Below are 25,612 nucleotides of genomic sequence, written 5' to 3' on the forward strand. Positions count from 1 at the left end.
TTTTAATTAGTGTAAACAAGTTGTTATCGCAGCAAAAATATAAAAATAGCCTTGCACTTGTTTCTAATGGTTTATATAAGCAACATACTGATATTGAATCAAATAGACAATTTAATTACGCAATTTGCATAGTCGTAAAATAGCATTAAATAATTAGGCTAGTTAATTAAAGCTTATTTCACCTGAAAAATATAATTCTAAGAAGGAAGTCGATGTGTTAACAATTATTGGTATTTTAATCATTGTATCTATCGTGACATTGCTCATGATGGGAAAAGTGAGCCCTATTATCGCAATGTCCTGTATACCATTTATTGGTGCATTATTTGCAGGATATTCTGTAGCGGAAATTTCAGTTTTCTTCGAGAGTGGGATTAATAAAGTCTCGAAAGTCGCTGCAATGTTTTTATTTGCCATCTTGTTTTTTAGCTTGATGAAAGATCTCCATATTTTTGACCCATTAATTCGGATAATGGTCAAAATGACTCGTGGAAATATTGTTGTTGTTTGTATTATGACTACCCTAATCGCGGGTATTGTCCATTTAGATGGCTCAGGAGCAGCAACATTTTTAATTATTATCCCTGCATTATTACCTTTATATCGACAGCTAGGTATGAGCCCATATTTAATGTTATTACTGATGTGTGCAAGCATGGGGGTGATGAATATGGTGCCTTGGGGAGGGCCTTTAGGGCGCGCCTCTGCAGTCACTGGAATTGACGCATCAACTTTATGGCAGCAACTTATACCTGTTCAATTAATTGGTATGGGTGGCGCTGTGGTATTCGCTATTATTATGGGTTTGCGCGAGAAACGCCGCATAGCTTCCGCACGGTTGAAAGGGACGACGCCGTATGAGATGGATTCGTTATTACCTGCGAGTGAAGAAATTGGCGAAATCAATGAAACTATCCAAAAGCCTAAAAAGCCATTAATTAATGGTGGTTTAATTGTTGCATCGGTGGTGTGTCTGGCATTTGGTTTATTATCAGCTCCATATGTATTTATGATAGCACTATCAATCGCACTGATGGTGAACTTCCCTAACCCTAGAGACCAAATGAAGGTTTTATCTGCTCATGCGCCACAAGCACTAGGTATGGTCGCGATTATACTTGCAGCTGGAGCATTTTTGGGGATTTTATCTGAAGGGGGAATGCTTGAGTCGATAGCAAAAGATTTAACTGCTATTTTACCAATGGAATGGGTATCAAAAGTGCATATCTTTGTTGGTATTTTGGGTGTGCCGATGGATATATTCACCAGTACAGATGCTTATTATTTTGCTTTATTACCGATAATTCAACAAATTGCAGCCACTGTAGGGGTAGACCCATCTGCTGTTGTTTACTCTATGGCTATTGGTAATAATGCAGGGACTTTTGTTAGCCCATTTTCACCGGCAGCTTGGTTAGCCATGGGGCTAGCGGGGATTGATATGGGGCGTCACCTGCGTTATTCATTTGGGTGGATTTGGCTATTTAGTCTATTTTTACTTGGCGCTGGTGCGGTACTCGGTCTCTACTAATTGACTTTCGCGCCGCAGTGTTGTTGGCTTTAAAAGTAACCCCTAGTCATACATTGGTATGTTCTAGGGGTTACTTTTTGTCGCCTAGTTGCAATAGCATCAGATTAGAATACATCCAGTTTATTTTTTGGTTTGTAATCTGTAGTCGGTACAGGTACCAAGGTGATTGAATAGCTATATTGCGAATTATCAGATAGTTACTATGTCGTAAAATTTACGGTTATGACATGATTTATTGGTTAATTATTATCAATAAGGTTTTGTTATGCGTCGGCCACTTTCTTCTTATCATCCTATCCTCTATTGGCTGCGTGTGACTCAAAAACGTCTAGCTCGAAGACTGCATTGGGCATTTTCCTCTCAATATTATGCGAAAGCGAAATCTTCTGAACGTCTTGAATATCGTTACAATAAGCACACATCCAAATTAATCCGCAAATTAGGTGAGTCGGATTTACGTTTGCAGTACAACAAAGTGACTAACTTGCGCATAGCCATTAAAGCCATGAATGGTATTACGATATACCCTGGGGAGTATTTTTCCTTTTGTCGATTAGTGGGAAAGCCCACAGCGCGTAGGGGGTTTCTTGAGGGGATGGAATTATCATTTGGCGAAGCTCGTAGTGGTATTGGTGGTGGAATTTGCCAGCTCAGCAACCTAATACACTGGATGATTTTGCACTCACCATTACAGGTGGTTGAGCGTGCTAATCATAGTTTTGACCCTTTTCCTGATGAGGGCAGAGTATTGCCGTTTGGCTCAGGCGCTGCCATTTTTTATAATTACATCGACCTTGTCTTTTACAACCCAACTCAAAGTGCATTTCAATTGGTTTTTAATATTGCTGAGCACCAACTTGAAGGGGAGTTGTTATGCAGTGATCCGCGAGAGGCGAAATACCATATTTATGAGAAAAACCATAAATTTACCCGTGAAAAAGGGGTGATTTATCGCCACAATGAAATTTGGCAAAAAGTGACGACTAAAGGGCAAGAACCAGTCACTTTGCAAGATAATTGTTTGTACTGCAATAAAGTCGTAGTGAAATACCCTATTGATGAAAGCCGAATTGTTATCGAATAACTGCGTTTTTCATGAGTTTAGGAATAAATTGATAGTTTTTTCCTTGACAGTTAAGTTAGGATCTCACTGAATATAACACAAACAGGCCTAGAGAAAACGCTAGGCAGCATCAATATGAGGCCGACACTCGGACTAGATATGTAATACCAACACTTGATTTCTCAACAATAAAAGAAGCAAATCTTGCAAAAGATTTGTTGTGATTTCTATTTTTTAGAGAAAGCATGATGAATATGCAATCAAGAAAGTATGGTAGAACGTATCATTATCCGTTCTCACCCGGTACGACTAGTGACGATCGCATCAATAGCGATTGGTGGTCGCACATCCAAAATATTGGGCAATTAATTCACACAGAAAAACTCGATGGCGAAAACAATTGTTTAAATCGCTATGGTGTGTTTGCACGCTCTCATGGCGCGCCAACACAATCTGCATGGAGCCAACAGATACGTCAGCGTTGGCAGTTAATTAAAGATGATTTAGGTGATATCGAACTATTCGGTGAAAATCTTTATGCTGTGCATTCCATTGAGTATCAGCATATTGAAGACTATTTTTATCTGTTTGCCGTTAGGCAAGGGGGTTATTGGCTTAGTTGGGAAGAAGTGCAATTTTATGCAGCATTATTTGATTTCCCTACGGTGCCTCAGTTGGATTTATCATTGAATAAGAATATGTCTGAGCAAGAATATACCCGTGGATTAATAGAAGCCGCATCCCAAGATAGCCAATTTATTGCCTATGATACACATATAGGCAAAGCATGTAGCATGGAAGGTATTGTTAGCCGTGATAGCCAAGCCTTCCCAGTAGATGATTTTATGTCGCATGTATTTAAATATGTGCGTAAAAATCATGTCAAAACAGATATCCACTGGAAGCGTAATTGGCAAAGAGCCAAACTGGCTTTTGAATATCAAGGAGGGCAATGATGAGCTGGCAATTGACAAAAAACCGCGATTGGTTGCAGCTTGAAGCTCAATTTGATTTTATCCGCGACATGCAAAATGTACCACAAGATAGCTTGCACCATGCAGAGGGTAATGTGGCTATTCATACCCAAATGGTGTTAGCCGCGCTTGAAAGTTTGCCTGAATATCAGCAACTATCACCGTTTAAGCAGCAGGTGGTTTGGACTGCGGCATTATTGCATGACGTAGAAAAGCGCAGTACCACACGTGAAGATGAAGAGGGGCGAATTCATTCACCGGGGCACGCTAAAAAAGGTGAGTTATCTGTACGGAATATATTATTTCGTCAAATAGAAACACCTTTTGCCATTCGTGAACATATTGCTGCATTAGTGCGTTTTCACGGCTTACCGTTATGGATAATGGAAAAACCAGACCCTGAGCGTACTTTATTTGCCGCCTCTTTACGTGTCGAAATGCCGTTGTTGTGTATGTTGGCGAAAGCGGATGCAATAGGCCGAACTTGTGAAGATAAAGCTGATTTACTCGCTAGAATTGAGCTGTTTGAATTATTTTGTCGTGAGCAAGATTGTTGGGATAAGCCTAAATCATTTGCCTCTTTAGCGGGCCGTTTCCAATATTTTCACTACCAGAAGGGCACGGCAGATTACCTCCCTTTTGAGGAGTTTGGTAGCGAAGTGATTATGTTATGCGGTTTACCCGGTATGGGGAAGGATCACTTTGTAAAACAGTTTTATCCACAAACTCAAATAATTTGCCTCGATGATATTCGCCGAGAACATAAAATTAACCCTGCAGATAAAAATGCACAAGGGTGGGTGGCTCAACAAGCGAAAGAGCAAGCTAAAGGTTTACTGCGCACTAAAACGGATTTTATTTGGAATGCGACTTCGTTAAGCGCTTCTTTGCGAGCCAGTATGATCAGCCTATTTGAACGTTATCAAGCAAAAGTTCATTTAGTTTACTTGGAAGTGCCATTCAAGCAATGGCGGCAACAAAATCAACAACGGCAATATGCTGTTCCAGATAATATTATGGAAAGAATGGCAGGCAAGTTGGAATTACCCACTCCCGATGAAGCGCACCAAGTTTCTTATTATATTAATAGTGAGTTTGTTGAGTTGTTCGGGGAGATATAGCATGGTTTACCTGCCTCTAGGTAAGAGGCAGGTTCTCATTTTGTATTATGGAATAAACGCATCACCTTCAAATAACTTCCTTGCTGTACGGATAATTGATGCCTGTAGCCCCTCAGGAAAGTCACTTTTTGGAGTTAATGAGACTTCAAACATTCCACTGAGATGCTCAATAGCGATATTTTTCATATCCACAGAATCAATATATTGTTTCACGATACTGTCAGGTAAAAGGGTACTGGTGGCAATAGCAATAGCGCCGGTTACAGCAAGGGCACCATGACATTTATGAGGCATAAAATAGCGTACGTTGATGGTACCACCATGGATAGCAGGAGAGACCAAAATAGGTTTGGGGATCACTTTTTTGCTCACATCACCTAAACCCATTGCTGCCCCCGCTTTAATGCGAATAGCTTCCAATTTCTGCATAAATTCGCTATCTGTTTCTAATTGTTCAGCCGTCTCATAACCGGTTTTATTCATCTGAGGGGCATCAATGAGTACCACAGGCGTTGCCATATCGATGCAACTCACCTCAACACCGTCAAAGGTATCAATTGAGTGCCCAGTTGGCAGAAGTTTCCCAGTTTTAGTACCGCAGGCATTTAAAAATGTTAGCGCAACAGGTGCTGCATACCCAGGTACACCAGCAATTGAGGTTTCACCAAGGTAATTCACTTCGCCATTAGGTGTTTGTACTGTTGAATTAATAAAGGTATTGGTATTCACATTACGAATTCTTACCGTGGTCGTGTCATGATGAATAGGGACTAAGCCTTTTTCAATGGCAAAAGGGCCAACCGCACACAGGATATTACCGCAGTTCGGCGCTGTATCGACAATCGCTTCCATAATAGAAACTTGTGCAAATAAATAGTCTATATCAGCGTCAGGGTGAGAAGAGGGGCCAATAATGGCGACTTTACTGGTTTGTGGGCTACCACCTCCAATGCCATCAATTTGTAAAGCATGACCAGAACCCATCAATGCAAGAATGAGCTTATCGCGCTGTTGAATATCGTTGGGAAGAGAATCTGCGAGTAGGAATACACCTTTCGAGGTGCCGCCACGCATTAATGTGCAAGGGATCTTTTTCATCTGTTTACCCGTTATATTTCCCGCTGTGGCGGTGTTGGCTACACTCAGTTACCCAAGTCACATACCTTTGTATGCTCCTTGGGATGCCTTCATTTGCCGCCTAGCCACAACGAGAACTATTTAGGGTAAACCCGTTGATGTTTCCCGCTGTGGCGGTGTTGGCTACACTCAGTTACCCAAGTCACATACCTTTGTATGCTCCTTGGGATGCCTTCATTTGCCGCCTAGCCACAACGAGAACTATTTAGGGTAAACCCGTTGATGTTTCCCGCTGTGGCGGTGTTGGCTACACTCAGTTACCCAAGTCACATACCTTTGTATGCTCCTTGGGATGCCTTCATTTGACGCCTAGCCACAACGAGAACTATTTAGGGGAAGCCCGTTGATGTTTCCCGCTGTGGCGGTGTTGGCTACACTCAGTTACCCAAGTCACATACCTTTGTATGCGCCTTGGGATGCCTTCATTTGCCGCCTAGCCACAACGAGAACTATTTAGGGGAAGCCGATAAATATTTACGCGATAGCTTAAAGGCTGCAAATAACCATAGAAGCGTGAGAAATAATGTTTAGTTAAATTGGGCACAATAATCATTGTGCCCATACCGTTATATAAAGGCGTGAGGATTAAATTAACCCAGTGTTAATTAAAATTTCCCACCAACCTAAACCGATAGTCATATGAACAAGTAAGCTAATGAATGCGACAAGGCCACCAATAATCCACCAAGAGCGAATATCGTTATAACCCGCACCGAATACGATAGGCGCAGCCGCACCACCATAGTGAGTTACACTACCACCGTAGGCATTAGAGAAAAGTAAGCCTAGAGCCAGTAGCATTGGAGGTGCACCAGCTACCATACCGACTGTCGCGAATACTGGAACCATCGCGGCGACATATGCACCACCAGAGGCAAATAAGTAACGTATTGCGACACTGATAAACATGATGACGAAGAAGGCAAGCATGGCTTGGTCGCCGAAAGAAAGGTATTGGCTCATGGTATCAGCTAACCATTTAAAGAAACCCGCTTTAGTCAGTACGCCAGACATACTGATGATCCCACCGTACCAAATCAGCGTGTTCCAGCCGCCTTTGTTTTTTAAGACATCATCCCAAGTAACAACACCAAGGAGCAGGGTTAATGCCATGACGGCAATAGCAACACTGGATGCGCTTACGCCGATTAAGTCGGAAAAAATCCAGCCACAAAGCGCAATAATAAATACAATGCTGAGTAATTTTTCACGCATAGTCATCGGGCCTAATTCTTCAAGGCCTTTTGCCGCGATCTCTTTGTTATTTACTTTTTTTAATTCTGGTGGGTAAAGCTTATAAATCATTAAGGGAGTTAAAATCAGCATGATTAAGCCGGGAACTGAAGCAGCGAGTGCCCATCCACCCCAACTTAAATGGATCCCCATGATGTCGGTCATCATCGCTAATGCTAAAGCATTCGGTGCCATGGCAGTTAAAAACATATAGCTGGTGGTTTTAGTCACCATATATACGTTAACCAGTAAATAGTGACCTGCTTTACGAGGGCTTTTTTCTGGATCTGACCCTAAAGCAACCGCGACACTATTGATGATAGGAAAAACAATTCCCCCAGCTCGTGCAGTATTCGATGGGGTAGCAGGAGCAATAATTAAATCCAGAATAGCAGTGACATATCCTAACCCAAGCGTTGTTCCGCCTAGCTTACCTATTAATATATACGAGAGACGTTTCCCGAGACCGGTAATTACAAATGCGGCACTCAGTGTAAATGCAGCAAATACTAACCATGTGGTCCCAGACGCATAACCGCTGAGCACTTCACTTGCTTTGACATCTTTAGTACCTGTAATACCAATAATGACAGCACTTGCTGCAATAGTGGCTAATAAAATAACGGGTTCTGAATAGGGTTTTAATACTAACCCTACAATGGCGGCAAGATAAAGACCAAATAATAACCAAGCAATATGCGGGAGCCCAGTTGGTGTTGGTATTAAAGCAATGATAATTGGAATCGCTATTAATATAAATAGCTTCCATATTTTTTCTTTTTGCATAAGCCAATTTCCTTGATTAAATCAATATTAAATTTATTTAATATTAAATTGAATGAACTTTAATATTAGGAATTTGTTAAAATAACAATTTTTAATATGGCTGCATCTTGAATGAAAATAATAAATTGGTTTTATTAGTAATTCATTCTAAAGCGGATGTTTTTTATTAATAAATATTTAATTGGTTTTTATTTTCTTAATTAATTTAATTTTTCTTATTTCTTCCTATATTAATAATGTTGAATTTTTGTAATGTTAAACCGTGATGTTGATTTGCTAATCGGGCAAAAAACCAAGTCAATATTAATAAGTCTGCGCTGCCACCGGGGCTGACATTCTGTTGAATACATTCATTATCGAAATTTTTTACAAAAATTAAATCATTGTGGGTATTAATCCCTTGATGTAATAATTGTGTAGCGCGTTGTTTTACCCACTCTAACCCTTGAATACCTCCACGATTAACAATATTAGTGTCATCATTCAGGCTCATTAATAAAATTAAGGTATCAAGTAGGGCAATATCGTCTGCTTTATCTTTTGCGAGTTGTTGTAAATAGTAAGGGAGTGCATGTTGAATGACTAACGCGTAACCATTTTGCGCTTCACCTCGAGCACCTGTTAGCCCATATTGCTGATATAGGCGGTGCCCTGCCGTTGGGGTATCAGTTGGTTTTTTTAATTCATCGGTAATTCCAACACACATTCCTGCCACTAACTGACTAATATATTGAGGCAGCACGGGTTGCTGTAAGGCAATTAAACGGCCGATTGCAGTTAATACCAACCCTAGGGAAAAAATACTGCCTTTATGCGTATTTACACCTTGAGTTGCACGGAACATGGCCGTTTCACAATTAATACCAATACTACGGATATTGATTAAAACGTTTTCTATCGGTAAATCTTTATGCTGAGCCCCTGCGAGTAGAAAATAAGGGAAATATTTTGCAATTGCATTGGCACTTAAGTGAAAATCGGTCAGTGCCATATCTTTATGGGCACCTGTGTTATGTTTATCGACTAACCCCGGTTTAGGGGTTAAATTCACTTCAGCGAGCAAAGCTTGCCAAGCTAATTGGCTGTAATGCTGAACTTGTTCTTCAGTGATAGAGTTTAACTGTTTAGCGTGTTGCATTAGCTAACTCCTCAATACGGTTAAGGATCTCACCAAGTGGGTGTGTTCGATGTCGAGCACACACCTTAGCTTCATTCTCACAAACCAAACAACGCCTTGAAGAGAGGTTTAATTGTGAGCGAGAATACTGCTGTCCGTTCGCATCAAAAACGTCAAAATCCCATAGCCGTCCCACTGGCGATAACTCTTCAATTTCAATTAACGCTTTTTTAATTTCAATTGCATCGACATCAACAGCAGCCAAACATTCCGGTCCTGTTTTTAATGCCCATGATTGTTGTGATAAAAACACCCACTGCCTGCGTGAAGCAATTTGTTTAAGCGCATTTAGTCCTTGATTAAAAACATGTCTAACAAGGGAGTTATCTTTAACCGCTCCCGGGAAAACGACAGTAAATGAAATCAAGGTTACCTGATGGAGACCAATCCATTGTTGCTGACGAGCCTGACGGGCATCACGGCTATCTAGCAGTTCAGGTAAGGAAATTTCAAATTGCTCTTGAGTATCAGGCAGTGGGTAAAACATAGTTACTCCTTCACTTGATGAACAATATCAATGACCGAACCATCGCGGTAGCGAACAACGGCCACGACCTTATCGGTAAATTCAATTGGATTAGGAGTACCAGTTAAGAGTTGTGCTCGTTCTCTTAACCAGTCCATTGAAACAGTTTTAATCCCTTGGCTTTCAAGTTGTTGTTTTAATTCAGGACGAGCTGGGTTTACTGTAATACCATGGTCCGTCACGAGAATATCAACGCTTGAGCCTGGAGTAACACAAGTTAATACTTCATCAACTAAGGTTGGGATGCGCCCGCGAACTAATGGTGCCACAATGATGGAGAGTTTTGAGGCCACCGCTGTATCACTATGACCACCTGAAGCTCCACGAATGACACCGTCAGAGCCGGTTAATACATTGACATTAAAGCGAGTATCGATTTCTAGCGCACTGAGTACCACCACATCAAGCATATCAACGGAGGCCCCTTTAGAATCAAAGCAAGCATATTGATTCGCACTGATTTCAATATGATTAGGGTTGCGGCCTAATGATTCTGCGGCGGCTTTATCAAAACTTTGTACATCTAATAATTTGCGAATTAAGCCTTTCTCATGTAAATCAACAATGGTTGACGTGATCCCGCCCAATGCAAAGCCTGCGGTAATATTGTGACGTCTCATTTTATCTTCAAGAAAACGAGTTACTGCCAGAGATGCACCGCCAGTCCCTGTTTGCAATGAAAAACCATCTTTAAAATAACCGGATTTTTCGATCACATCCGCGGCGGTACGGGCAATGAGAAGTTCCCGAGGGTTAGATGTCATACGGGTCGCATCGGCGCCAATTTTATCTGCGTCGCCTACGCGTTTTACTTTCACAATGTAGTCAACTTCATCTTGTTTAATACTGGATGGGTTATGTGGGTAATCCAATAATTCTTCTGTCAGCATGACCACTTTTTTAGCTGTTTCTGCGTCAATTTTGGCATAACCTAAAGAACCACAGCTTGCAGTTCCTGTATAGCCATTGGCATTACCGTACTCATCACAAGAAGGAACACCAATAAAGGCTACATCGATTGATAGCTCACCGCTATGTATTAAGTTTGCTCGTCCGCCATGTGAATGGATTTGTACTGGCTCATCCAATTCTCCACGTGAAATAGCCTCAGCTAATGGCCCCCGAATACCTGAGGTATAAATTTTACGAATAACGCCGTGGCGAATATGTTCAACTAAGGGGGAGTGACATGCACTTAATGAACTAGAAGCAAGGGTAAGGTTACGAAAACCCATTTCGGCAATTACTTGCATCACCATATTAACGGTAAGGTCGCCACCACGAAATGCGTGATGGAATGAAATCGTCATACCGTCTTTGAGGCCAGAACGACGGATAGCAACTTGTAAATCATCGCACAGTTTGCGATTTCTCGGTTTTTGTACCTGCTGTTGTATTTTGCCAATATCTTGGAATTCTTGTTGAGTTTCATCCGTATTTGGTTGTAGGTAGGCTGATACGCGAGCCTGACGCTGAGTATTATTTGTCATTTTATTTGCCTCACTCTTCCCGAATGCCTGATAATGCTGCGCGTGATAATACAAGACGGGCTCTATCAATCACTGGGCCATCGACCATTTTTCCGTTTAAAGACACAACACCTTTACCTTCAAGGGCAGCTGAATCAGCTGCTTCAACAACACGTTGAGCATGGTCGACTTCTTTTTGAGTAGGTGCATACAGGTTATGAAGTAACTCAATTTGTCTTGGATTTATCAATGACTTGCCATCAAAGCCGAGTTGTTTAATGTGAGCGGCTTCGCGTAGAAAGCCTTCTTCATTATTAGCGTCAGAATAAACGGTATCGAAAGCTTGGATACCTGCTGAGCGTGCGGCTTGTAAAATGGCGCACCGAGCATAGAGGAGTTCAACGCCGTCAGGAGACCGCTCGGTGCGCAAATTGCGGACATAGTCCTCGGCACCTAGTGCGATGCCAATAAGTCGTTGTGATGAATGTGCAATATTAACAGCTTGGGTGATCCCCATAGGGGATTCAATGGCGGCCAGTAATCCAGTACTGCCTTCCTCACGACCACAACTTTTTTCAATACGTAGAATTTCATTTTCAATATCAATAACGTCTTGCGCAGTATCGGTTTTTGGCAAGCGAACAATATCGGCGCCACCGCGAACGACGGCCTCAAGATCGGCGACACCAAATGCGGAATCCAATGCATTGACACGAACAATAGTTTCAATATCTTGATAAAGCGGGTGTTGTAATGCGTGGTAAACTAAACGTCGAGCCGTGTCTTTTTCACGCAGTGTAACGGAGTCTTCAAGGTCAAACATCAGCGCATCTGCTTTATAAATAAAGGAGTTGCTTAGCATCGCTGCGTTTGAGCCAGGAACAAAAAGCATGCTTCTGCGTGTCCGTGATTTTTGTTGTGGAGTCATTATTTTTCCTCCCAAGGTAGGTAGTCGATATCACAAGCGCGAGCGAATAATGCTTCAAGACGTGCTCTGAGTACGCATTCCAATGCACCTTTATCATCAACGATGATTTGTGCACCTTGGATTTCATGCCGCTGTATCATTTCTTGTACGATTTGCGTGATGGCATCACCGAATTGTTTTTCGACACTGCTGGTTACTTGCACTGAAACTTCTTGAGTATCTTCTAAAGGTTCTATGCGAACCATGACATCACTTGATTCAAGCGTGCCAGCTATTGCTGCGTGTTTAATCTTCATATTTCACCTATGGCTAATTCAGAACTTTCGGTGCGGTTTATTGTGGTTGTTACTTGGTTAGCGAGCATTTCTTGTAAATATTGATATGTCGCTTCAGGCACAATCGCTTTAATTGCCGCAAGATCTTTTTTAGCGAGCAGTCTTCTAACTTGCGAGGCGGAAACCGCCGTGCCATTGATGACTATTCGCGGAAATTCAATGAGTTCTATAGGTGGAAAATTCATAGCGTCCGTTTCCAGCCAGAAGCGCATGTCTTGGTTATATTGATTAGTGACTTGGCAAAAAGGCTCAGAACCTACAAATCGATGGGTGATCCCAAGAGCTGGGGCGATATATTGACGAAAAATCTTAATATCGATCTCGGTATAACAGTTATTGGCAACCGTTTTATCTTTTATAAAGTAGCAAGGGAAAGTCGCTCGAGAAATAATATATTCAGAGCCTTTATGGATAGTGAGATTGTCTATCCCTTTTGTGCCCGCCTCAATCAAATTAAGCCTAACTTTGTAAGGAAAGCGCGAGGTATCTTCTTTGACGACAAATAAATGTAGCCAATCGCACGCTTTTGCCGCTTGTTCTATCAAATAACGGTGTCCAAGGGTAAATGGATTGGCATTCATCACAATGGCGCCAATTTTTTTCCCATCTTTACGCTGTGCTTTTAAGCTTTCAATATAGCGTTTTAGATAACAGCAACTGTTTTCCATCAGCACCATGACATCAGGGACAGTTGCAATAGTATGAAAACCACATTGTTGGAATAGGCTTTCGTTCTGAAATTTGGTATAAATAAATAAATGTGTTGTGTTATTTTCATAAGCGAGATTAACAAGTTCTGTTGCTAACTTTAATGCTAGGCCTTCGCCACGAACATCATCGCTAATTGCAACGCATTTAATCACGTTTTTAGCTAATCCCCCGCATGCAATTAATTTTTCATTACGGGTTATAGTAATAAAAACGTCGATACTTGAATCAAGCTCTAAATCGTTTTCCTTTAAAAACTGAGTAATTTCAGCAAGTTTCCTGTTCTCATGACGTTTTACCTGATTAAACGTTATGTTTTCGAACATAATAGTATCCTGCATCTCATTTAGAGATGTTTTTAAAATGTTGCTAATGTTAAAGTTAATTAAATAATTATTTTTAGAATTTTTTAGTGCGCTTAATATAAGTAATTATTTAATTTCCCTTTTCAATATTAATATTAAAGAAGCTGTATTTAATATACTTGACCTATTTCATGTTTCTTAAATGAGTTTGTATTTGTTTAATGGTTTTAAAGTTTTTAATTATTGGATATGTTTTTTATTGCTTGGTTTTTATGTGTTTAATTATTAATATGTGTATTATACCTTTGGCTTTAACCTGAGTTATCCGTTATATTGTTATCTTTGTATTTAACAAATTTTTTACTTTTCATAGTGTAACGAGATTTAACATGAAAAAAGAATATGCATTCTCCTCACTGAAAAAAGTAAGCTCGATTTCGTTTTCAGTACGAGTATTCTTTCTTCTATTACTTGTCTCTGTCTTTTTGACGTTTGGGTTGGGTAAATATTTTACAGATACTGCGGAAAGCCGGTTGATTGCGAATATTAGGTCTCTAGCGATGAGCCAAGCGAAGCTAATCGCTTCAATTGAAGGGGTGGTGCAATCTGTAAAAAATAAAGATATCCCAAGACTGAAAATTATTGCAGATAAACTCAATCAAGATTCGAATTATGATTATGTGGTGATTGGTGATGAAAACTCGATTCGCCTATATCACCCAAACAGCCAGAAAATTGGCTACAAAATGCAATGGAACAAACCAGGTGCATTGGAGCGGGGCGAAAGTTACTTCATCAATGGTGAAGGTTCGATGGGAAATGCGGTACGAGCAAAAACTCCCATTTTTGATGAGCAGGGTAAAGTTATCGGGGTGGTTTCTATTGGTTATTTAACCAATAAAATTGACACCTCCCGCAGTGAACTATTTGTACAAACTGGCGCTACGTTTCTCGGTATATTGATTATTTTATTGTTTTTATCTTGGGCATTCTCACGCCTAATACAGAAACAAATGTTGGGCATGGAGCCAGAGGAAATTACACAATTAGTGTTAGTACAAAAAGGGATATTTGATGCCGTTTTTGAAGGGGTCATCGCTGTTAATACCCAAGGGCAGATTATCAATATCAATTCGAATGCTAGAAAAATGCTCATGTTGAGTGAGCCATTAGGGCAACTAACGGGTATGCGCGTTTCAGAAAGAATATCGCCCGCTGATTTTTTTATGACCGATATTGCGACAACACGGCATGATGTGATTTGTGAATTTAATGGGCTAAATGTGATTGCAAATCGAGTAGCTATTCGTGATAGTGAGCAACTTGTGGGGGCTGTAATCAGCTTTCGTAGTCAAAATGATATTGAATCCTTAAATTCTCAGTTAACACAAGTGCGTCAGTATGTTGAAAATTTACGCACACTACGCCATGAACACCTTAATTGGATGTCAACATTAAGTGGTTTATTGCAGATGAAAGAGTATGACCAAGCTTTGGCTCTAATTAAAGGTGAATCAGAGTCCCAACAACAATTGATTGATACGTTACGCAGGCAATTTTTTGATAAGCAAGTTGCTGGCTTATTATTTGGTAAGTATCATCGAGCCAAAGAGCTAGGGTTACAATTAAAGTTTACGGCGGGTAGCCAACTGCGCGACTTACCTGATTCATTAAACAGTACTGAATTTTGTGCTGTCTTGGGTAATTTATTGGATAATGCTTTTGAAGCAAGTTTGAAAAGCAACCAAGGGAATAAGCAGGTCGAGTTATACCTTTCTGATGAAGGAAAGGAAATAGTTATTGAAGTTGTGGATCAAGGTTGTGGTTTCCCCGAAGAGCTTCAAAATAAATGGTTTGAACGTGGAGTGACAACCAAGACAGATGCAACAGATGGCCATGGTATTGGGCTCTATTTAGTTGCATCTTATGTTAAGCGCTGTAATGGCGCGGTGATTATTGAAGAAAATCAACCGCATGGTACAGTATTCTCAATTTTTATTCCGAAAGTGAAGATATAAAATGATTAAGATAAAAATCCTCATTGTGGAAGATGAGTTACTTCTGGCAGAAATGCATGGCGAGTATATAAAAACGTACCCTGCATGTGACAAAGTGTGGCTTGCGGGGAACCTAGCTGAAGCTAGGAAAATGATTGAATATATGAAACCCGATCTAATTTTATTAGATAACTATTTACCTGATGGTAAAGGTATTGATTTGGTTCATGAATTAATACAAGAAAGAAACAACGCAGATATTGTTTTCACAACCGCAGCAAGCGACATGGAAACGGTCTCTGAAGCAATTCGCTTAGGGGTTTTTGACTACTTAGTGAAACCTATCGCTTATGAGCGTTTAGGGCAAACATTAGATAGGTATATTCAACGTAAATCTGTTCTGCAAGCGAATAGTAAAACTAACCAAAGTAAAATTGATGATATGTTTAATACTTATGCGCGTGGTGAATCGAAAGAAGAGCTACCGACGGGGATTGACATCATTACATTAGAAAAAATATTAGCGCTATTTGCTGATTCAGAAGCAGAATATACAGCTGAAAGTATCGCTGAAACAATAAAATTGAGCCGCACAACAGCAAGGCGTTATTTGGAATATTGTTTGGCAAAAAATAAAATTGAGGCTGAAATTGAATACGGGAAAGTGGGGCGACCACAGCGAGTCTACCGTAGAAAAATGTGAATGTTTGTATTAATCTGCGCATATCGATAAAAGTTCTGCATGGGGTATATATTCAATGCAGAACTTCTTGTATATAGCACCACTTTGGCTCAATGGGTAACGATAACGTCATGATATAAAAGGGAGTTAAATGGGGGGCATGTAGATTAAATTGCATTATGAGAGTAAAGCGAAATGCCTATAAAAACGTTTGTTCGCCCCATCCAATTATCGCTGCACATAAATTGCATCCTCATTAAGTTATTTGCGCTGGTTTTCCAAAATTAATACTTTTTTTGCAGCTCGTTCATCACCTTTAGCGGCGGCAAGCTTATACCAACGTAGCGCTTTTTTATCATCGGCTTCAACCCCCATCCCATACTGGTAGCATGCCCCAGCTGCATATTGGGCATCAGCACTATTTTGCTGCGCCGCTTTGATAAACCAATGACAGGCTTTAGTCTGGTCAGTTTTAATGCCATCACCGCGAGCATAGATAAGCGCAATATTAAATTGTGCGGAAACCTCACCTTGCTCGGCCGCCAAAGTTAGCCATTTTATTGCCGCTTGGGGATCTTTTTCGGTGCCTTGCCCGGTTAGGTACAGCATACCTAAACTATTTTGAGCAGGGGAAAAGCCTTGCTCCGCTGCGCGAGTAAAATATTGGAAAGCTTGTGGGTAATTGACTTTGTCATACATACCTGTTGCGGATTGATAGCCAAGCAAGTAGAGGGCTTGTGGATGGTTTTTCTCAGCAAGTTCAAGGTATATTTTTTGTGCTTTCTGCGGGTCTTTAGTTACTGCTTTACCTTCTTCATACCAGTAAGCAAGGGTTAACATAGCCGCTGGAAATTGCTGTTCGGCCGCTTTTTTTAACCATTTTTCTGCTTCTGCTGGGTTTTTCTCAAGAGCCTTATCGATACCATATAAGGTGTATTCTGCCATATTCATCTGGCCAATAGGGTCGCCGTTTTCAGCGGCTATCTTCATCCAGTGCAGCATTTGTTTTTCATCTTTTGGGATGCCAGTTCCTTGTTGGTACATGAGCGCAAGGTTAATTTGCGCTTTTGTAAACCCCTGTTGGGCTGATAAGAGGTACCAATTTATTGCATTTTCAAATTGCTTATTGGATTGATAAAACATGCCCAAATTGAATTGGGCTTCGGCTTGCCCTTCATTTGCTAACCCTAATAATGTTTTTTCATCTAGAGGGGTTGGCGTAGGCTCAGCAAAAGCTAAGTGTGCAAAGAGGCTGCCGATGATAATTAAAGGAAGAAGTTTTTTTTTCACAAGGCGACCTCAATGTTGGTTTTGTCACAGTTTAGCGGGTAACTTATTTGGTTTTGTTCAGACCTGCAAGGGTTAAAGCAAATTGTACATTATGATTATCAAATCAAATGGTTAAATATTGCTAAAAAGTGAAAAAACAAAAAAAAGAGAAAAAATATGAACTTTTTCTGAAATTAGCATGTCTTACTAGTATCTATATACTGTTTGCTTGCGTAAACATTCATATATTTACCCTCATCATTCATTTCTTTACACGAAGTAATGTAATAATGCACCTACGTAGTGATAGTTTGATTTAGTAAAAAGATCCTTGAGTAGAATGCATTGTGCCCAGTTTGTTACTGGGCTTTTTTTTGTCAAAATTTTACGTATTTTCCCCACTCATTAAACCCTCGAACCATTTTCTTGCACTCAATATATTCTTGGTTTTTATTTATTTGAATTATGCTTTTCGTTCATATCACTAATGTTAATAATCGGTGGTGCGATAGTTTCATGGCAGAATAATATTCTTAACATTAAGTATACAAGTGATTAAATAGTGGGCGTTGATAGTTTCGCTATTTTGTTAAAAATTGAAGTAAATCACGATAAGATTTTATCCATGCAGTAATTAATACTAGCTAATTCTTTAATTTTGGTGCATAAATAGCGTATATGGCTTAATTGATTATTGCGTTCTTGGCGGGTTATCTACCAGTCAACGTTGAATAAATAATCAAATGTGCTTTAACTCATTGAATTTATGCTTGAGATCCAGAAACAAGTTTGCACACAGTTTTGTTTGTTTTGAGATCAAGGAATGATGCTCCTCCTACCAAAAGTGAATCTTTCCGACGTTGAATTCTTGGGGTAATAACAATGCGAGAGCGCATAGAGCGTTCCGTGGTTTTTTTTGCATATCTACAGGTTGTACTAGAGGTAACTTGTGTCCACAACAAATAACAAAGAGGAAGTCAGTCTTAACGCGTTTAAGCAACCTCGCTCATTCTATCTCATCTTTTCCATCGAACTCTGGGAACGTTTTGGTTACTACGGTTTACAAGGTATTCTACCTATATATCTTAGCCAAGTTCTTGGTATGTCAGAAACTGAATCCATCACTTTATTCTCTGCATTTGCGGCATTAGTTTACGGCTTTGTTGCAATTGGTGGTTGGTTAGGCGATAAAATACTTGGTACAAAACGGGTTATTGTTCTTGGAACATTAACGTTGATTGCGGGGTATGCGTTTGTTGCCTTCTCAGGGCATGATGTCTCAATGGTGTATGTAGGTTTAGCGACTATTGCCGTTGGTAACGGCCTCTTTAAAGCGAACCCTTCATCACTGTTATCAACCTGTTATGATAAAGATGACCCGCGGTTAGATGGTGCATTTACCATGTACTATATGTCCGTGAATATTGGTTCATTCTTTTCTATGCTTGCAACACCGTGGTTAGCAAAACACTATGGTTGGGATGTTGCATTCTCACTCAGTGTTGTTGGCCTTATTATTACGCTGATTAACTTCTATATGTGTAAGAAGTGGGTTTCCCAACATGGGTCAAAACCTGACTTTGCTCCGGTCATTATTTCACGGTTAGTTGCAACAGTCGCGGGTGTTATTGCCTTGATTGCAATTTCAACTTGGTTATTGCATAACCTAGGGGTAGCGCGTACAGCATTAGCGGTTATTTCTTTAGGTATTTTGGTTATCTTTATTAAAGAAACGCTAGCTCTTCAGGGGATTGCACGTCGGCGCATGGTGGTGGCTCTGATCTTGATGCTCGAAGCAATTGTCTTTTTTGTTTTGTATAGCCAAATGCCAACCTCACTCAACTTCTTTGCATTACATAACGTAGAGCATGAAGTGTTTGGTTTTTCTATCGAACCTGCACAGTATCAAGCACTAAACCCATTATGGATTATGATTGGTAGCCCAATATTAGCCGCAATTTATAATAAAATGGGTGATAACTTACCCATGCCGCATAAATTCGCGATTGGTATGGTGTTATGCTCTGCGGCATTCTTAGTACTACCGCTTGGCGCCAAATTTGCAAACGAAGCGGGGATTGTTTCTGTTGAATGGTTGATTATCTGTTATGGTTTTCAAAGCATTGGTGAACTGATGATCTCTGGTCTTGGGCTGGCAATGGTAGCTCAGTTAGTTCCACAGCGTTTAATGGGCTTTATTATGGGCGCGTGGTTCTTAACTAACTCAGCGGCTGCATTTATTGCGGGTTATGTCGCTTCTATGGCAGCAGCGCCAGAAGGGGAGCTGACCAGTAAGCTTGAGTCATTAGCGGTGTACAGTGATGTATTCTTGAAGATTGGTTTAGTGACAGGGGCTATTGCGATAGTCATGGTGTTAACTGCACCATTGTTAAATCGTATGACGCTGGAACGCGCAGAATAATGATTCAAAAAAGGGCCTAAGAGAGTATATAGTGAATTTTGTGTACTTCTGTTGGTGAGTGAGTGAATGCCCCATAAGCAAAGGCTTTTGGGGCATTTTTAGTTTTTACACGGTATGTAATTTGGTGTGTAAAAATAGGAGCACTTGCTCCAAGGGCTCTGCCCTCTCGCCGCAAGCGGCGATTCACCCGAGGTATTTCACGACCAGCGATGTGATCCAGTGAGAGCACAGATACAGATAACTTCCTCGGGGATGCTTAAAAGTGAGCAATGGTCGTACCACCATACTCATACTGTAGCTGGAGGATGCCATAATAAATTGGCCGCCCGTAGCTTTGGTCGCAAAGCGAACGTTCAGATTTCGGAATAACGCTTAGGTAACCGGCGCCGGAGCGCCAGCGGAGGGAACCAAAAGCGGCACGCTTTTGGCGTCCGGTTGACCGCCTTGTTACATGGTGATTCGATAGTATCCGCCATACTCTCCATCCTTAGAACCACTGTGCGTGGCCTGCCAACCCAATTTTTGGGCCACTCTCTTGCTGGCCACATTATCGTCCGCGATGAAGACCTGAACGGTATCGAGGTCGAACTCTGTGGATAGCCTTTCAACCGCCAACTCGCAAGCCTTGGCAGCTATCCCGTTTCCCCAAAACTCCGACCTGATGAAATAGCCGAAGTCGAAAACGCCATCTATCTGCTTAATACCGCAGAACCCGATAAATTCATCTTTATCAGCCTCTGCAATAGCAAAGCGAGTTGGGTTAGTGAGAGCACTCTCGAACCAAGAATTCGCCTCATCTTCTGTCAGGGCGCGACCCGGCCCAAGAAATCGCATGACCTCAGGATCTCGAAGCATCGACATAACAGCCGTCTTATCTTTCTGTTGAAGATCCCTCAGCTTCACTGGAATCATAAGGCCGACCTCACCATGTAACGCGAAGCTAAGCGGCGGCCCGTCAGGGACGTCCGGTGGACGGCCGTCAGGCCGGGAACGTACTTAAGCGATTTGTTGTACGTTCCAAGACTCCCGCAGCTGGCCAATGACACCCGCGACCGTTTCAAACACCACCTCGTGAGAGCAACGGTAACGGTCCCTGGCCCAATCCAAAACAATAGGGCCTCGAATTTGTGACGCATGGTGGGGAAATGCCTCCAAGTACTCTTCAGTAAGGGCGGCTCCCCTGGGAAAAATGTGAAAATGAAGTCGAGACTGCTCTTCCCCAAACTGAGCGCAGTAGATGCGCAAGGGATTCACTGCTTCCTTTACCAGCGAAGTGACATTGGCCAATAGAGGGCCAAGGCTCTCGACCGATTGCCTTGGTAGAGCATCTAGCGATTCGACTGAAGCCAACGGAGAGACGATCAAATAGCCGGGCACAGCACAGGAATAGCAGTGCTCGACTAAAAAATCTTCTGATCGTCCAATCTCGAAGTTCATCAGTACCTACTCGTACAACGCTTGCAGCATGCGCGCCTGCGGAATGGAGCCAAAGGCGCAATGTAGTAGGCGTCGCCGTGCCTGCATTGGTTAAAACCTACCATCAGGAACCTCCGGGGTTAGCCAGCCGCACCGCAACGTTGCTGTGTTGCGATCCAGTTTCATTCTCATGCTGTGAGCCGAAAAGATTGACCCACTGCCCCTGAACCAACACCAACTCCCCGTTGCCAACACTGCTCCCATTGCTCCCATTGCTCCCATTGCTTGTAGTGTAATTGCCAGCATAGTTGAACTGGAATTGGCCGGACGAGCCCATGATTGGCTTGAGTTCATAACCTATGGACAACTCACTGGAAGAGGCAAAGCCTTTATCCTTGCTCGATACGCTAACCCTTAAAAGTCTCGATTCTTCCAGAAAGCTTGGCAATAAATCAGAGGGTAAGCTATCCGATTGTGTAGCCTGACACTCACAATACCGAACCTCCAACACCAGCGTTTTATTGGCGAGATAGTCTTCAGGAGCCGAGTTGTCGGCAAGAGCAATGCTAGGAATCAAGGATAGAAAGAGCAGATTAACCCGCAGAGTAATTTGTGTTGCGATCCGTTGCATGTGACCTCCTGTATTTACGTTTTAACGCCAGCCAGCATGCGCGGCTACGGAATGAAGGCGAAGCCGCAATGTAGTAGACGTCGCCGTGACTGGCCTTGTTATGCATTTACCATTGGACCAAAACGTCTTGAACTTTCAGTGTCTCCGAGTCGAATCCAATCGCCCAAAACACTTTGATATCACTTTTGCTGTACTTCGCCTTCCACAACGTCAACTTGGACTCATTTCTCGGTAGGCAATCTATAGACTCGATGCTTTCCAACGCACCCATTTCGTTCTCTATATCCCGACACATATCCAGATACATGTCTTCAGTGATCTTCCCATCGTCATTCGGGTCCTTAGGCAGCGCCGACATTTCTTGGAGTTCCCGATAGCTCCTTCCGTCATGTAGCTTGATTAGTCGCTCAGCCAGTTCAGTTTCTCGGTCAGTGATCACGTAACTTGTCCTCCTTGATTGCATAACGCCAGCCAGCATGCGCGGCTACGGAATGGAGGCGAAGCCGCAATGTAGTAGACGTCGCCGTGACTGGCCTTGTTAAAACCTCTTGGGTCACTTGGAATAATGCCCCTCTACTGTAATTTGTACCGGAGTGCAGCCAACACGTCCGGCACCATGGCAGCCATAGCAAGTTTCCCTTTCCCCAGTTTTCGGGTTGTCGTAATACCCGACACCGGCGCATACCTCGCAAGGGCAGCCATTTGCTGAGAGCTTTTTATACTTAAGCCATGTTTGCTCAAGCAATGTGCTTGGTTCTGCCTTTCCCGTAACCACATCCAACAAATGTTGGTGCTCGATATTGATGGGATTGAGAACACCTTGCTCTAAAGCCCTAATCCAACACCCATTCAGCTCCAGCTCCATATTTTCCTGATGGCTAAATTGTCGCTCGAGCCATGCGGGTAACAGAAAATCCATCTCTCGATATTTTTTATGTTGTTGTTCATCGTTCATGGTATCACCAGGGCATACCCCGTTTTAACGCCTGGGCTCAGCGGCCGATTTGGAGGCGCACCGCGCCGGAAAACCGGTCCGCTGGAGCCCCTGGTTATACATTGTTCTGACTCGGGATCAGTGCTAGCAAATCCGTTACCCCAACGTCTTCGCCAGATTGCGAAAGTAGCGTAGTTACCTGCCCCCGATGATGAGTTTGATGATTGAAGAAATGATAGATCAAGGAGGAAAATCGTTTGGTGGCGGGCACACCCTTGGTATTCTGATAGCTGAGAATAAAATCTAAATCACTATCAGTGAGCCCTGAAATCCATTTGATGATTTTCTCATCTAGCCACTTTCGGTGGCTATACAACTCATCAAGATCTTCGAAAATTATTTGGTTGAGGTTTTTGGGAGCCGCTAGCTCAGTGATTTCACGTAGTGGTTCAGCGCTTGCTGGTTGTGCAGCAAACCTCTTTAGCCAAATCGTATCCCCAACAACGATATGGTTTAGCGTACCCAATATTGACCCGAAGAAGGCTCTTCGATCTTCTAAAAGAGCCGATTTGCTCAGGTTGCCTGCGGCGCCATATACCCTCTCATTCATCCACCGGTTGTATTCGGCCATCAGCTCAAAATGTTGTTTCAGGCTCATCTGACTGAGGTCCTTCTACTGTATAACGCCTCACATCACCGGGAGCGAAAAGCAAAGCGAGGGACGAGCGGTACTTTTTGCTCTCCGAGTGCATGTGATTGTTATGTAGTCCAATTTCCGATGCCTATAATTTCACTAATTTATCTTGGTTGGCGCTAGGAACGCAGAATATAGCGTCAAAGGCATCACTCACATTCGTCTCAACAGATGAGCTCTGCGATCTAACTCGGCTAGCGCCTTTAACGTCGTCCGACAATATTAAACATGAGCCCGCCACACCCCTAGCACTCATAATATGCTGTTCCACACTGTCTCTTTGGATTTTATCAGCGTCTGTGGGCTCCACCGAAAAGCCTAACGGACTGTCAGGCGAAGGAAACTGCATCTCCGGCACAGTACCCCCTAGATGCGTTGCTCCAATGGCACGGTAATCTTTCCTCCGATACGCAAGTTGCTGGCCCATAGGAACAGCCGTAAGTTCTCCAGAAAAGGAAACTGAAGTCTTCTGGATATGGTTGTTATGCGCAAGTAGAAGTATCTTCAAATTTGGATCTGCGTGAAGAAATCTCTCAACAGTGGTAGCTGTGAACATCTCACGAACGGAAGTGTCACCATCGAGTGAAGTGCCATCAAAGAGCATCTTCATGGTGCGCAATGTTTCGAGCGTATGTTCAATCGAACAGACACACTCCGACGCCCTTTGAAACAGCTCCTTTCCACCTCGCTGGACTAGAATTGGTTCCAATCCAGACAACCGCAACTTTAACCGACTAATCCGGGAGAAGGCTTGATCCTGTTTAGCGGTACCCAGTTCACCCCATTGCGCGGATGAAATCACGGGGGAATCGCCACATATGGATTCCAAAGACTGGATTAACGCATCGACGTCCGGCTTCAAAATGGGATCCAGTAAATCAATAGCCGCGGACAATCTCTGTAAGTCGTCAAGTGGGTTCAGCGTATTGGGCAAATCAACGCCAACCACCATAATGCTTTTTCCAGTCTCTAAAAGATAAGATTTGAGCCAAGTCAGCACCGACCCATACAGAGCGAAGGTCAATGGGTTCGTGATTTCCTCTAGCTTATCCGTGCTCGCTGAAGATTTGAGCCATTCGGAGATCCGGTTACCCTGAACCGCCCCGCACTCCAGCCCAATTGCATTAAACTCGTGCATCTCTACAAAGTATCGGATGAAACTGGCTCTGGCCAAGGAAAACTCAGAAACAAAGTGAGCCCCTTCGCCAATCCCTATCACTCTGGCATATTTCGCCATCGAAGATAGATCTTCAAGCTCACTGAAATCTACATTACAAGGCTGTAAGAGCGTTCTGATTGTTCTGTACGTCATATGTTCAACTCAATATCTTCATTATGATGGATCTGCTGTATCTAGTTCCTAGGTCAGGATACATAACGCCCTGTTAAGGTGTGAGCAACGCAATACCGAAGCCTCCACACACCACCTTAATCACTTAAATCAACGCATAGTGAAAATGCCACGCGTTGCGAATCACTCTTGAACAGTTTGTTAGCCCTTTGTCCAAATTTGGTACGTGTAATCAATATTTGAACTGAAACTTTGCTCAAATGTTTGCTTGAAACTCTGTGGAACTGAAGGGAAAAACACGTCGCCAGAGATGTGCTTATGAATCACTGAAAGATGGATAACATCTGCTTGTTCGATTAATGCTTTGTAAATTTCACCACCACCAGAAACAAAGACATGTGTTGTCGTGTTGTCTAAGTAAGCTAATGCCGATTCAACGCTTGTGAAATAAACAACATCAGGATCATTCGAGGCCATTTCAGTACGAGTAACCACAGCATATTTCCTATTCGGAAGTTTACCCATTGAGTCGAAAGTTTTACGACCGACTAAAAGCCAATGATTGTAAGTCATAGCTTTGAACAGGAGCTGCTCACCATATACATGCCAAGGTATATCCAATCCAGAGCCAATTACTCCATTCTCGGAAACAGCTGCCATAATGGATATTTTCATTTTTCCTCCTGAGGGCTAACAGCTTATTAGTTTGCTTTCTTATTAAACCGCAACACCATCACCCAGTCCAATACTGCTTCACAACCTGAATAACCTCGATTTTTCAGATCATTACCCCTCCATCTCAGGGGCTTTTGAGCTTTTGGTTCTGTGAAAAGTGTGCACGCGGGATATTTATGCACGTTTTTGCACGTTAAATCCAGTGGGTCGAATTTTTCCCATGCTGAAACAGATACCTACAGAGATGCATTGTGAAAAGTGAGCAGGGCCGTGCAAATTAAGCCGCAAGAATTTTGGTGTTTTTGGGT

At 42.2% G+C, this 25,612-nt stretch carries 23 protein-coding genes; 7 read left to right on the forward strand and 16 right to left on the reverse strand.

Annotated features, from left to right (window positions below):
- Positions 1-214 precede the first annotated feature (214 nt).
- The 4 genes from RB151_RS07805 (at position 215) to RB151_RS07820 (ending at position 4,689) form a co-directional block, all read left to right on the forward strand.
- Complete coding sequence (locus RB151_RS07805; protein ID WP_042844188.1) at positions 215-1,531, forward strand: CitMHS family transporter; 1,317 nt, start codon at positions 215-217, stop codon at positions 1,529-1,531.
- Positions 1,532-1,796: 265 nt separating this feature from the next.
- Complete coding sequence (locus tag RB151_RS07810; RefSeq protein WP_042844187.1) at positions 1,797-2,615, forward strand: VanW family protein; 819 nt, start codon at positions 1,797-1,799, stop codon at positions 2,613-2,615.
- A 227-nt stretch (positions 2,616-2,842) separates the two neighbouring features.
- A complete protein-coding gene (locus RB151_RS07815) occupies positions 2,843-3,550 on the forward strand; it encodes an RNA ligase family protein (protein WP_071548838.1) in 708 nt (235 codons plus the stop codon).
- A complete protein-coding gene (locus RB151_RS07820) occupies positions 3,550-4,689 on the forward strand; it encodes an AAA family ATPase (protein WP_071547948.1) in 1,140 nt (379 codons plus the stop codon). Before RB151_RS07815 ends, RB151_RS07820 begins: the two co-directional genes overlap by 1 nt.
- A 45-nt stretch (positions 4,690-4,734) precedes the next feature.
- On the opposite strand, the gene RB151_RS07825 is transcribed toward RB151_RS07820, so the two are convergent.
- From RB151_RS07825 to citC, 8 genes are all read right to left on the reverse strand, one after another.
- Positions 4,735-5,787, reverse strand: a complete 1,053-nt coding sequence (locus RB151_RS07825) for a 4-oxalomesaconate tautomerase (RefSeq protein WP_071547949.1) — start codon at positions 5,785-5,787, stop codon at positions 4,735-4,737.
- A 624-nt stretch (positions 5,788-6,411) separates the two neighbouring features.
- Positions 6,412-7,845 (reverse strand): anion permease, encoded by a 1,434-nt coding sequence (locus RB151_RS07830; protein WP_071547950.1) that lies wholly within the window; start codon positions 7,843-7,845, stop codon positions 6,412-6,414.
- Positions 7,846-8,050: 205 nt separating this feature from the next.
- Positions 8,051-8,983: a triphosphoribosyl-dephospho-CoA synthase CitG gene (gene citG, locus RB151_RS07835; RefSeq protein WP_071547951.1), complete on the reverse strand. Its 933-nt coding sequence runs from the start codon at positions 8,981-8,983 to the stop codon at positions 8,051-8,053.
- Entirely contained in the window at positions 8,970-9,509 is a 540-nt protein-coding gene (gene citX / locus RB151_RS07840; RefSeq protein ID WP_042844183.1) for a citrate lyase holo-[acyl-carrier protein] synthase, read from the reverse strand. The genes citG and citX overlap by 14 nt, the downstream gene beginning before the upstream one ends.
- A gap of 2 nt (positions 9,510-9,511) precedes the next feature.
- Entirely contained in the window at positions 9,512-11,038 is a 1,527-nt protein-coding gene (gene citF / locus RB151_RS07845; protein WP_048606920.1) for a citrate lyase subunit alpha, read from the reverse strand.
- Between the two features lie 10 nt (positions 11,039-11,048).
- The gene (gene citE, locus RB151_RS07850) at positions 11,049-11,945 is read right to left on the reverse strand and encodes a citrate (pro-3S)-lyase subunit beta (protein WP_048606922.1); all 897 of its coding nucleotides are present in this window, start codon (positions 11,943-11,945) and stop codon (positions 11,049-11,051) included.
- Positions 11,945-12,241, reverse strand: coding sequence for a citrate lyase acyl carrier protein (gene citD / locus RB151_RS07855; RefSeq protein WP_042844180.1), 297 nt, complete (start codon positions 12,239-12,241; stop codon positions 11,945-11,947). The genes citE and citD overlap by 1 nt, the downstream gene beginning before the upstream one ends.
- Positions 12,238-13,314, reverse strand: coding sequence for a [citrate (pro-3S)-lyase] ligase (citC, locus tag RB151_RS07860; RefSeq protein ID WP_042844179.1), 1,077 nt, complete (start codon positions 13,312-13,314; stop codon positions 12,238-12,240). The genes citD and citC overlap by 4 nt, the downstream gene beginning before the upstream one ends.
- Positions 13,315-13,682: 368 nt before the next feature.
- Between citC and dpiB the strand changes: the two genes are divergently transcribed.
- Positions 13,683-15,311, forward strand: coding sequence for a sensor histidine kinase DpiB (gene dpiB / locus RB151_RS07865; protein WP_048606926.1), 1,629 nt, complete (start codon positions 13,683-13,685; stop codon positions 15,309-15,311).
- 1 nt (position 15,312) lies between these two features.
- Entirely contained in the window at positions 15,313-15,993 is a 681-nt protein-coding gene (gene dpiA / locus RB151_RS07870) for a two-component response regulator DpiA (RefSeq protein ID WP_042844177.1), read from the forward strand.
- Positions 15,994-16,233: 240 nt separating this feature from the next.
- Here dpiA and RB151_RS07875 read toward each other — a convergent pair whose 3' ends face one another.
- On the reverse strand, positions 16,234-17,262 hold the full coding sequence (locus RB151_RS07875; protein ID WP_071547952.1) for an SEL1-like repeat protein: 1,029 nt from the start codon (positions 17,260-17,262) through the stop codon (positions 16,234-16,236).
- 928 nt (positions 17,263-18,190) lie between these two features.
- Here RB151_RS07875 and dtpA point away from each other — a divergent pair.
- Positions 18,191-19,663: a dipeptide/tripeptide permease DtpA gene (gene dtpA / locus RB151_RS07880; RefSeq protein WP_042844175.1), complete on the forward strand. Its 1,473-nt coding sequence runs from the start codon at positions 18,191-18,193 to the stop codon at positions 19,661-19,663.
- Between the two features lie 447 nt (positions 19,664-20,110).
- Here dtpA and RB151_RS07885 read toward each other — a convergent pair whose 3' ends face one another.
- The 7 genes from RB151_RS07885 to dfrA46 all read right to left on the reverse strand — a co-directional run bounded on the left by RB151_RS07885 (position 20,111) and on the right by dfrA46 (position 25,304).
- Positions 20,111-20,575: a GNAT family N-acetyltransferase gene (locus RB151_RS07885; RefSeq protein WP_071547854.1), complete on the reverse strand. Its 465-nt coding sequence runs from the start codon at positions 20,573-20,575 to the stop codon at positions 20,111-20,113.
- Positions 20,576-20,659: 84 nt separating this feature from the next.
- Entirely contained in the window at positions 20,660-21,100 is a 441-nt protein-coding gene (locus RB151_RS07890) for a hypothetical protein (protein ID WP_071547855.1), read from the reverse strand.
- Positions 21,101-21,203: 103 nt separating this feature from the next.
- Positions 21,204-21,710 (reverse strand): hypothetical protein, encoded by a 507-nt coding sequence (locus RB151_RS07895; protein ID WP_071547856.1) that lies wholly within the window; start codon positions 21,708-21,710, stop codon positions 21,204-21,206.
- A gap of 553 nt (positions 21,711-22,263) precedes the next feature.
- Positions 22,264-22,665 carry a DUF413 domain-containing protein gene (gene maoP, locus RB151_RS07905; RefSeq protein ID WP_071547857.1) on the reverse strand — a complete coding sequence of 134 codons (402 nt, stop codon included), beginning with the start codon at positions 22,663-22,665 and terminating at the stop codon, positions 22,264-22,266.
- Between the two features lie 94 nt (positions 22,666-22,759).
- Positions 22,760-23,302, reverse strand: coding sequence for a DinB family protein (locus tag RB151_RS07910; protein ID WP_071547858.1), 543 nt, complete (start codon positions 23,300-23,302; stop codon positions 22,760-22,762).
- Between the two features lie 124 nt (positions 23,303-23,426).
- On the reverse strand, positions 23,427-24,650 hold the full coding sequence (locus RB151_RS07915; protein WP_071547859.1) for an erythromycin esterase family protein: 1,224 nt from the start codon (positions 24,648-24,650) through the stop codon (positions 23,427-23,429).
- 180 nt (positions 24,651-24,830) lie between these two features.
- Complete coding sequence (dfrA46, locus tag RB151_RS07920) at positions 24,831-25,304, reverse strand: trimethoprim-resistant dihydrofolate reductase DfrA46 (RefSeq protein ID WP_071547860.1); 474 nt, start codon at positions 25,302-25,304, stop codon at positions 24,831-24,833.
- Positions 25,305-25,612 lie beyond the last annotated feature (308 nt).

The organism is Providencia rettgeri (genome assembly GCF_001874625.1).
GTDB classification, from domain to species: domain Bacteria; phylum Pseudomonadota; class Gammaproteobacteria; order Enterobacterales; family Enterobacteriaceae; genus Providencia; species Providencia huashanensis.

Bases quoted from the DNA above. Each gene is read 5' to 3' on its own strand.
- RB151_RS07825 (WP_071547949.1), bottom strand. From the start codon at position 5,787: ATGAAAAAGATCCCTTGCACATTAATGCGTGGCGGCACCTCGAAAGGT.
- RB151_RS07890 (WP_071547855.1), bottom strand. From the start codon at position 21,100: ATGAACTTCGAGATTGGACGATCAGAAGATTTTTTAGTCGAGCACTGC.
- citC (WP_042844179.1), bottom strand. From the start codon at position 13,314: ATGTTCGAAAACATAACGTTTAATCAGGTAAAACGTCATGAGAACAGG.
- RB151_RS07820 (WP_071547948.1), top strand. From the start codon at position 3,550: ATGAGCTGGCAATTGACAAAAAACCGCGATTGGTTGCAGCTTGAAGCT.
- RB151_RS07915 (WP_071547859.1), bottom strand. From the start codon at position 24,650: ATGACGTACAGAACAATCAGAACGCTCTTACAGCCTTGTAATGTAGAT.
- citX (WP_042844183.1), bottom strand. From the start codon at position 9,509: ATGTTTTACCCACTGCCTGATACTCAAGAGCAATTTGAAATTTCCTTA.
- citD (WP_042844180.1), bottom strand. From the start codon at position 12,241: ATGAAGATTAAACACGCAGCAATAGCTGGCACGCTTGAATCAAGTGAT.
- maoP (WP_071547857.1), bottom strand. From the start codon at position 22,665: ATGAACGATGAACAACAACATAAAAAATATCGAGAGATGGATTTTCTG.
- RB151_RS07815 (WP_071548838.1), top strand. From the start codon at position 2,843: ATGAATATGCAATCAAGAAAGTATGGTAGAACGTATCATTATCCGTTC.
- RB151_RS07885 (WP_071547854.1), bottom strand. From the start codon at position 20,575: ATGATTCCAGTGAAGCTGAGGGATCTTCAACAGAAAGATAAGACGGCT.
- RB151_RS07910 (WP_071547858.1), bottom strand. From the start codon at position 23,302: ATGAGCCTGAAACAACATTTTGAGCTGATGGCCGAATACAACCGGTGG.
- citE (WP_048606922.1), bottom strand. From the start codon at position 11,945: ATGACTCCACAACAAAAATCACGGACACGCAGAAGCATGCTTTTTGTT.
- citG (WP_071547951.1), bottom strand. From the start codon at position 8,983: ATGCAACACGCTAAACAGTTAAACTCTATCACTGAAGAACAAGTTCAG.
- dfrA46 (WP_071547860.1), bottom strand. From the start codon at position 25,304: ATGAAAATATCCATTATGGCAGCTGTTTCCGAGAATGGAGTAATTGGC.
- citF (WP_048606920.1), bottom strand. From the start codon at position 11,038: ATGACAAATAATACTCAGCGTCAGGCTCGCGTATCAGCCTACCTACAA.
- dpiA (WP_042844177.1), top strand. From the start codon at position 15,313: ATGATTAAGATAAAAATCCTCATTGTGGAAGATGAGTTACTTCTGGCA.
- RB151_RS07895 (WP_071547856.1), bottom strand. From the start codon at position 21,710: ATGCAACGGATCGCAACACAAATTACTCTGCGGGTTAATCTGCTCTTT.
- RB151_RS07830 (WP_071547950.1), bottom strand. From the start codon at position 7,845: ATGCAAAAAGAAAAAATATGGAAGCTATTTATATTAATAGCGATTCCA.
- RB151_RS07810 (WP_042844187.1), top strand. From the start codon at position 1,797: ATGCGTCGGCCACTTTCTTCTTATCATCCTATCCTCTATTGGCTGCGT.
- dpiB (WP_048606926.1), top strand. From the start codon at position 13,683: ATGAAAAAAGAATATGCATTCTCCTCACTGAAAAAAGTAAGCTCGATT.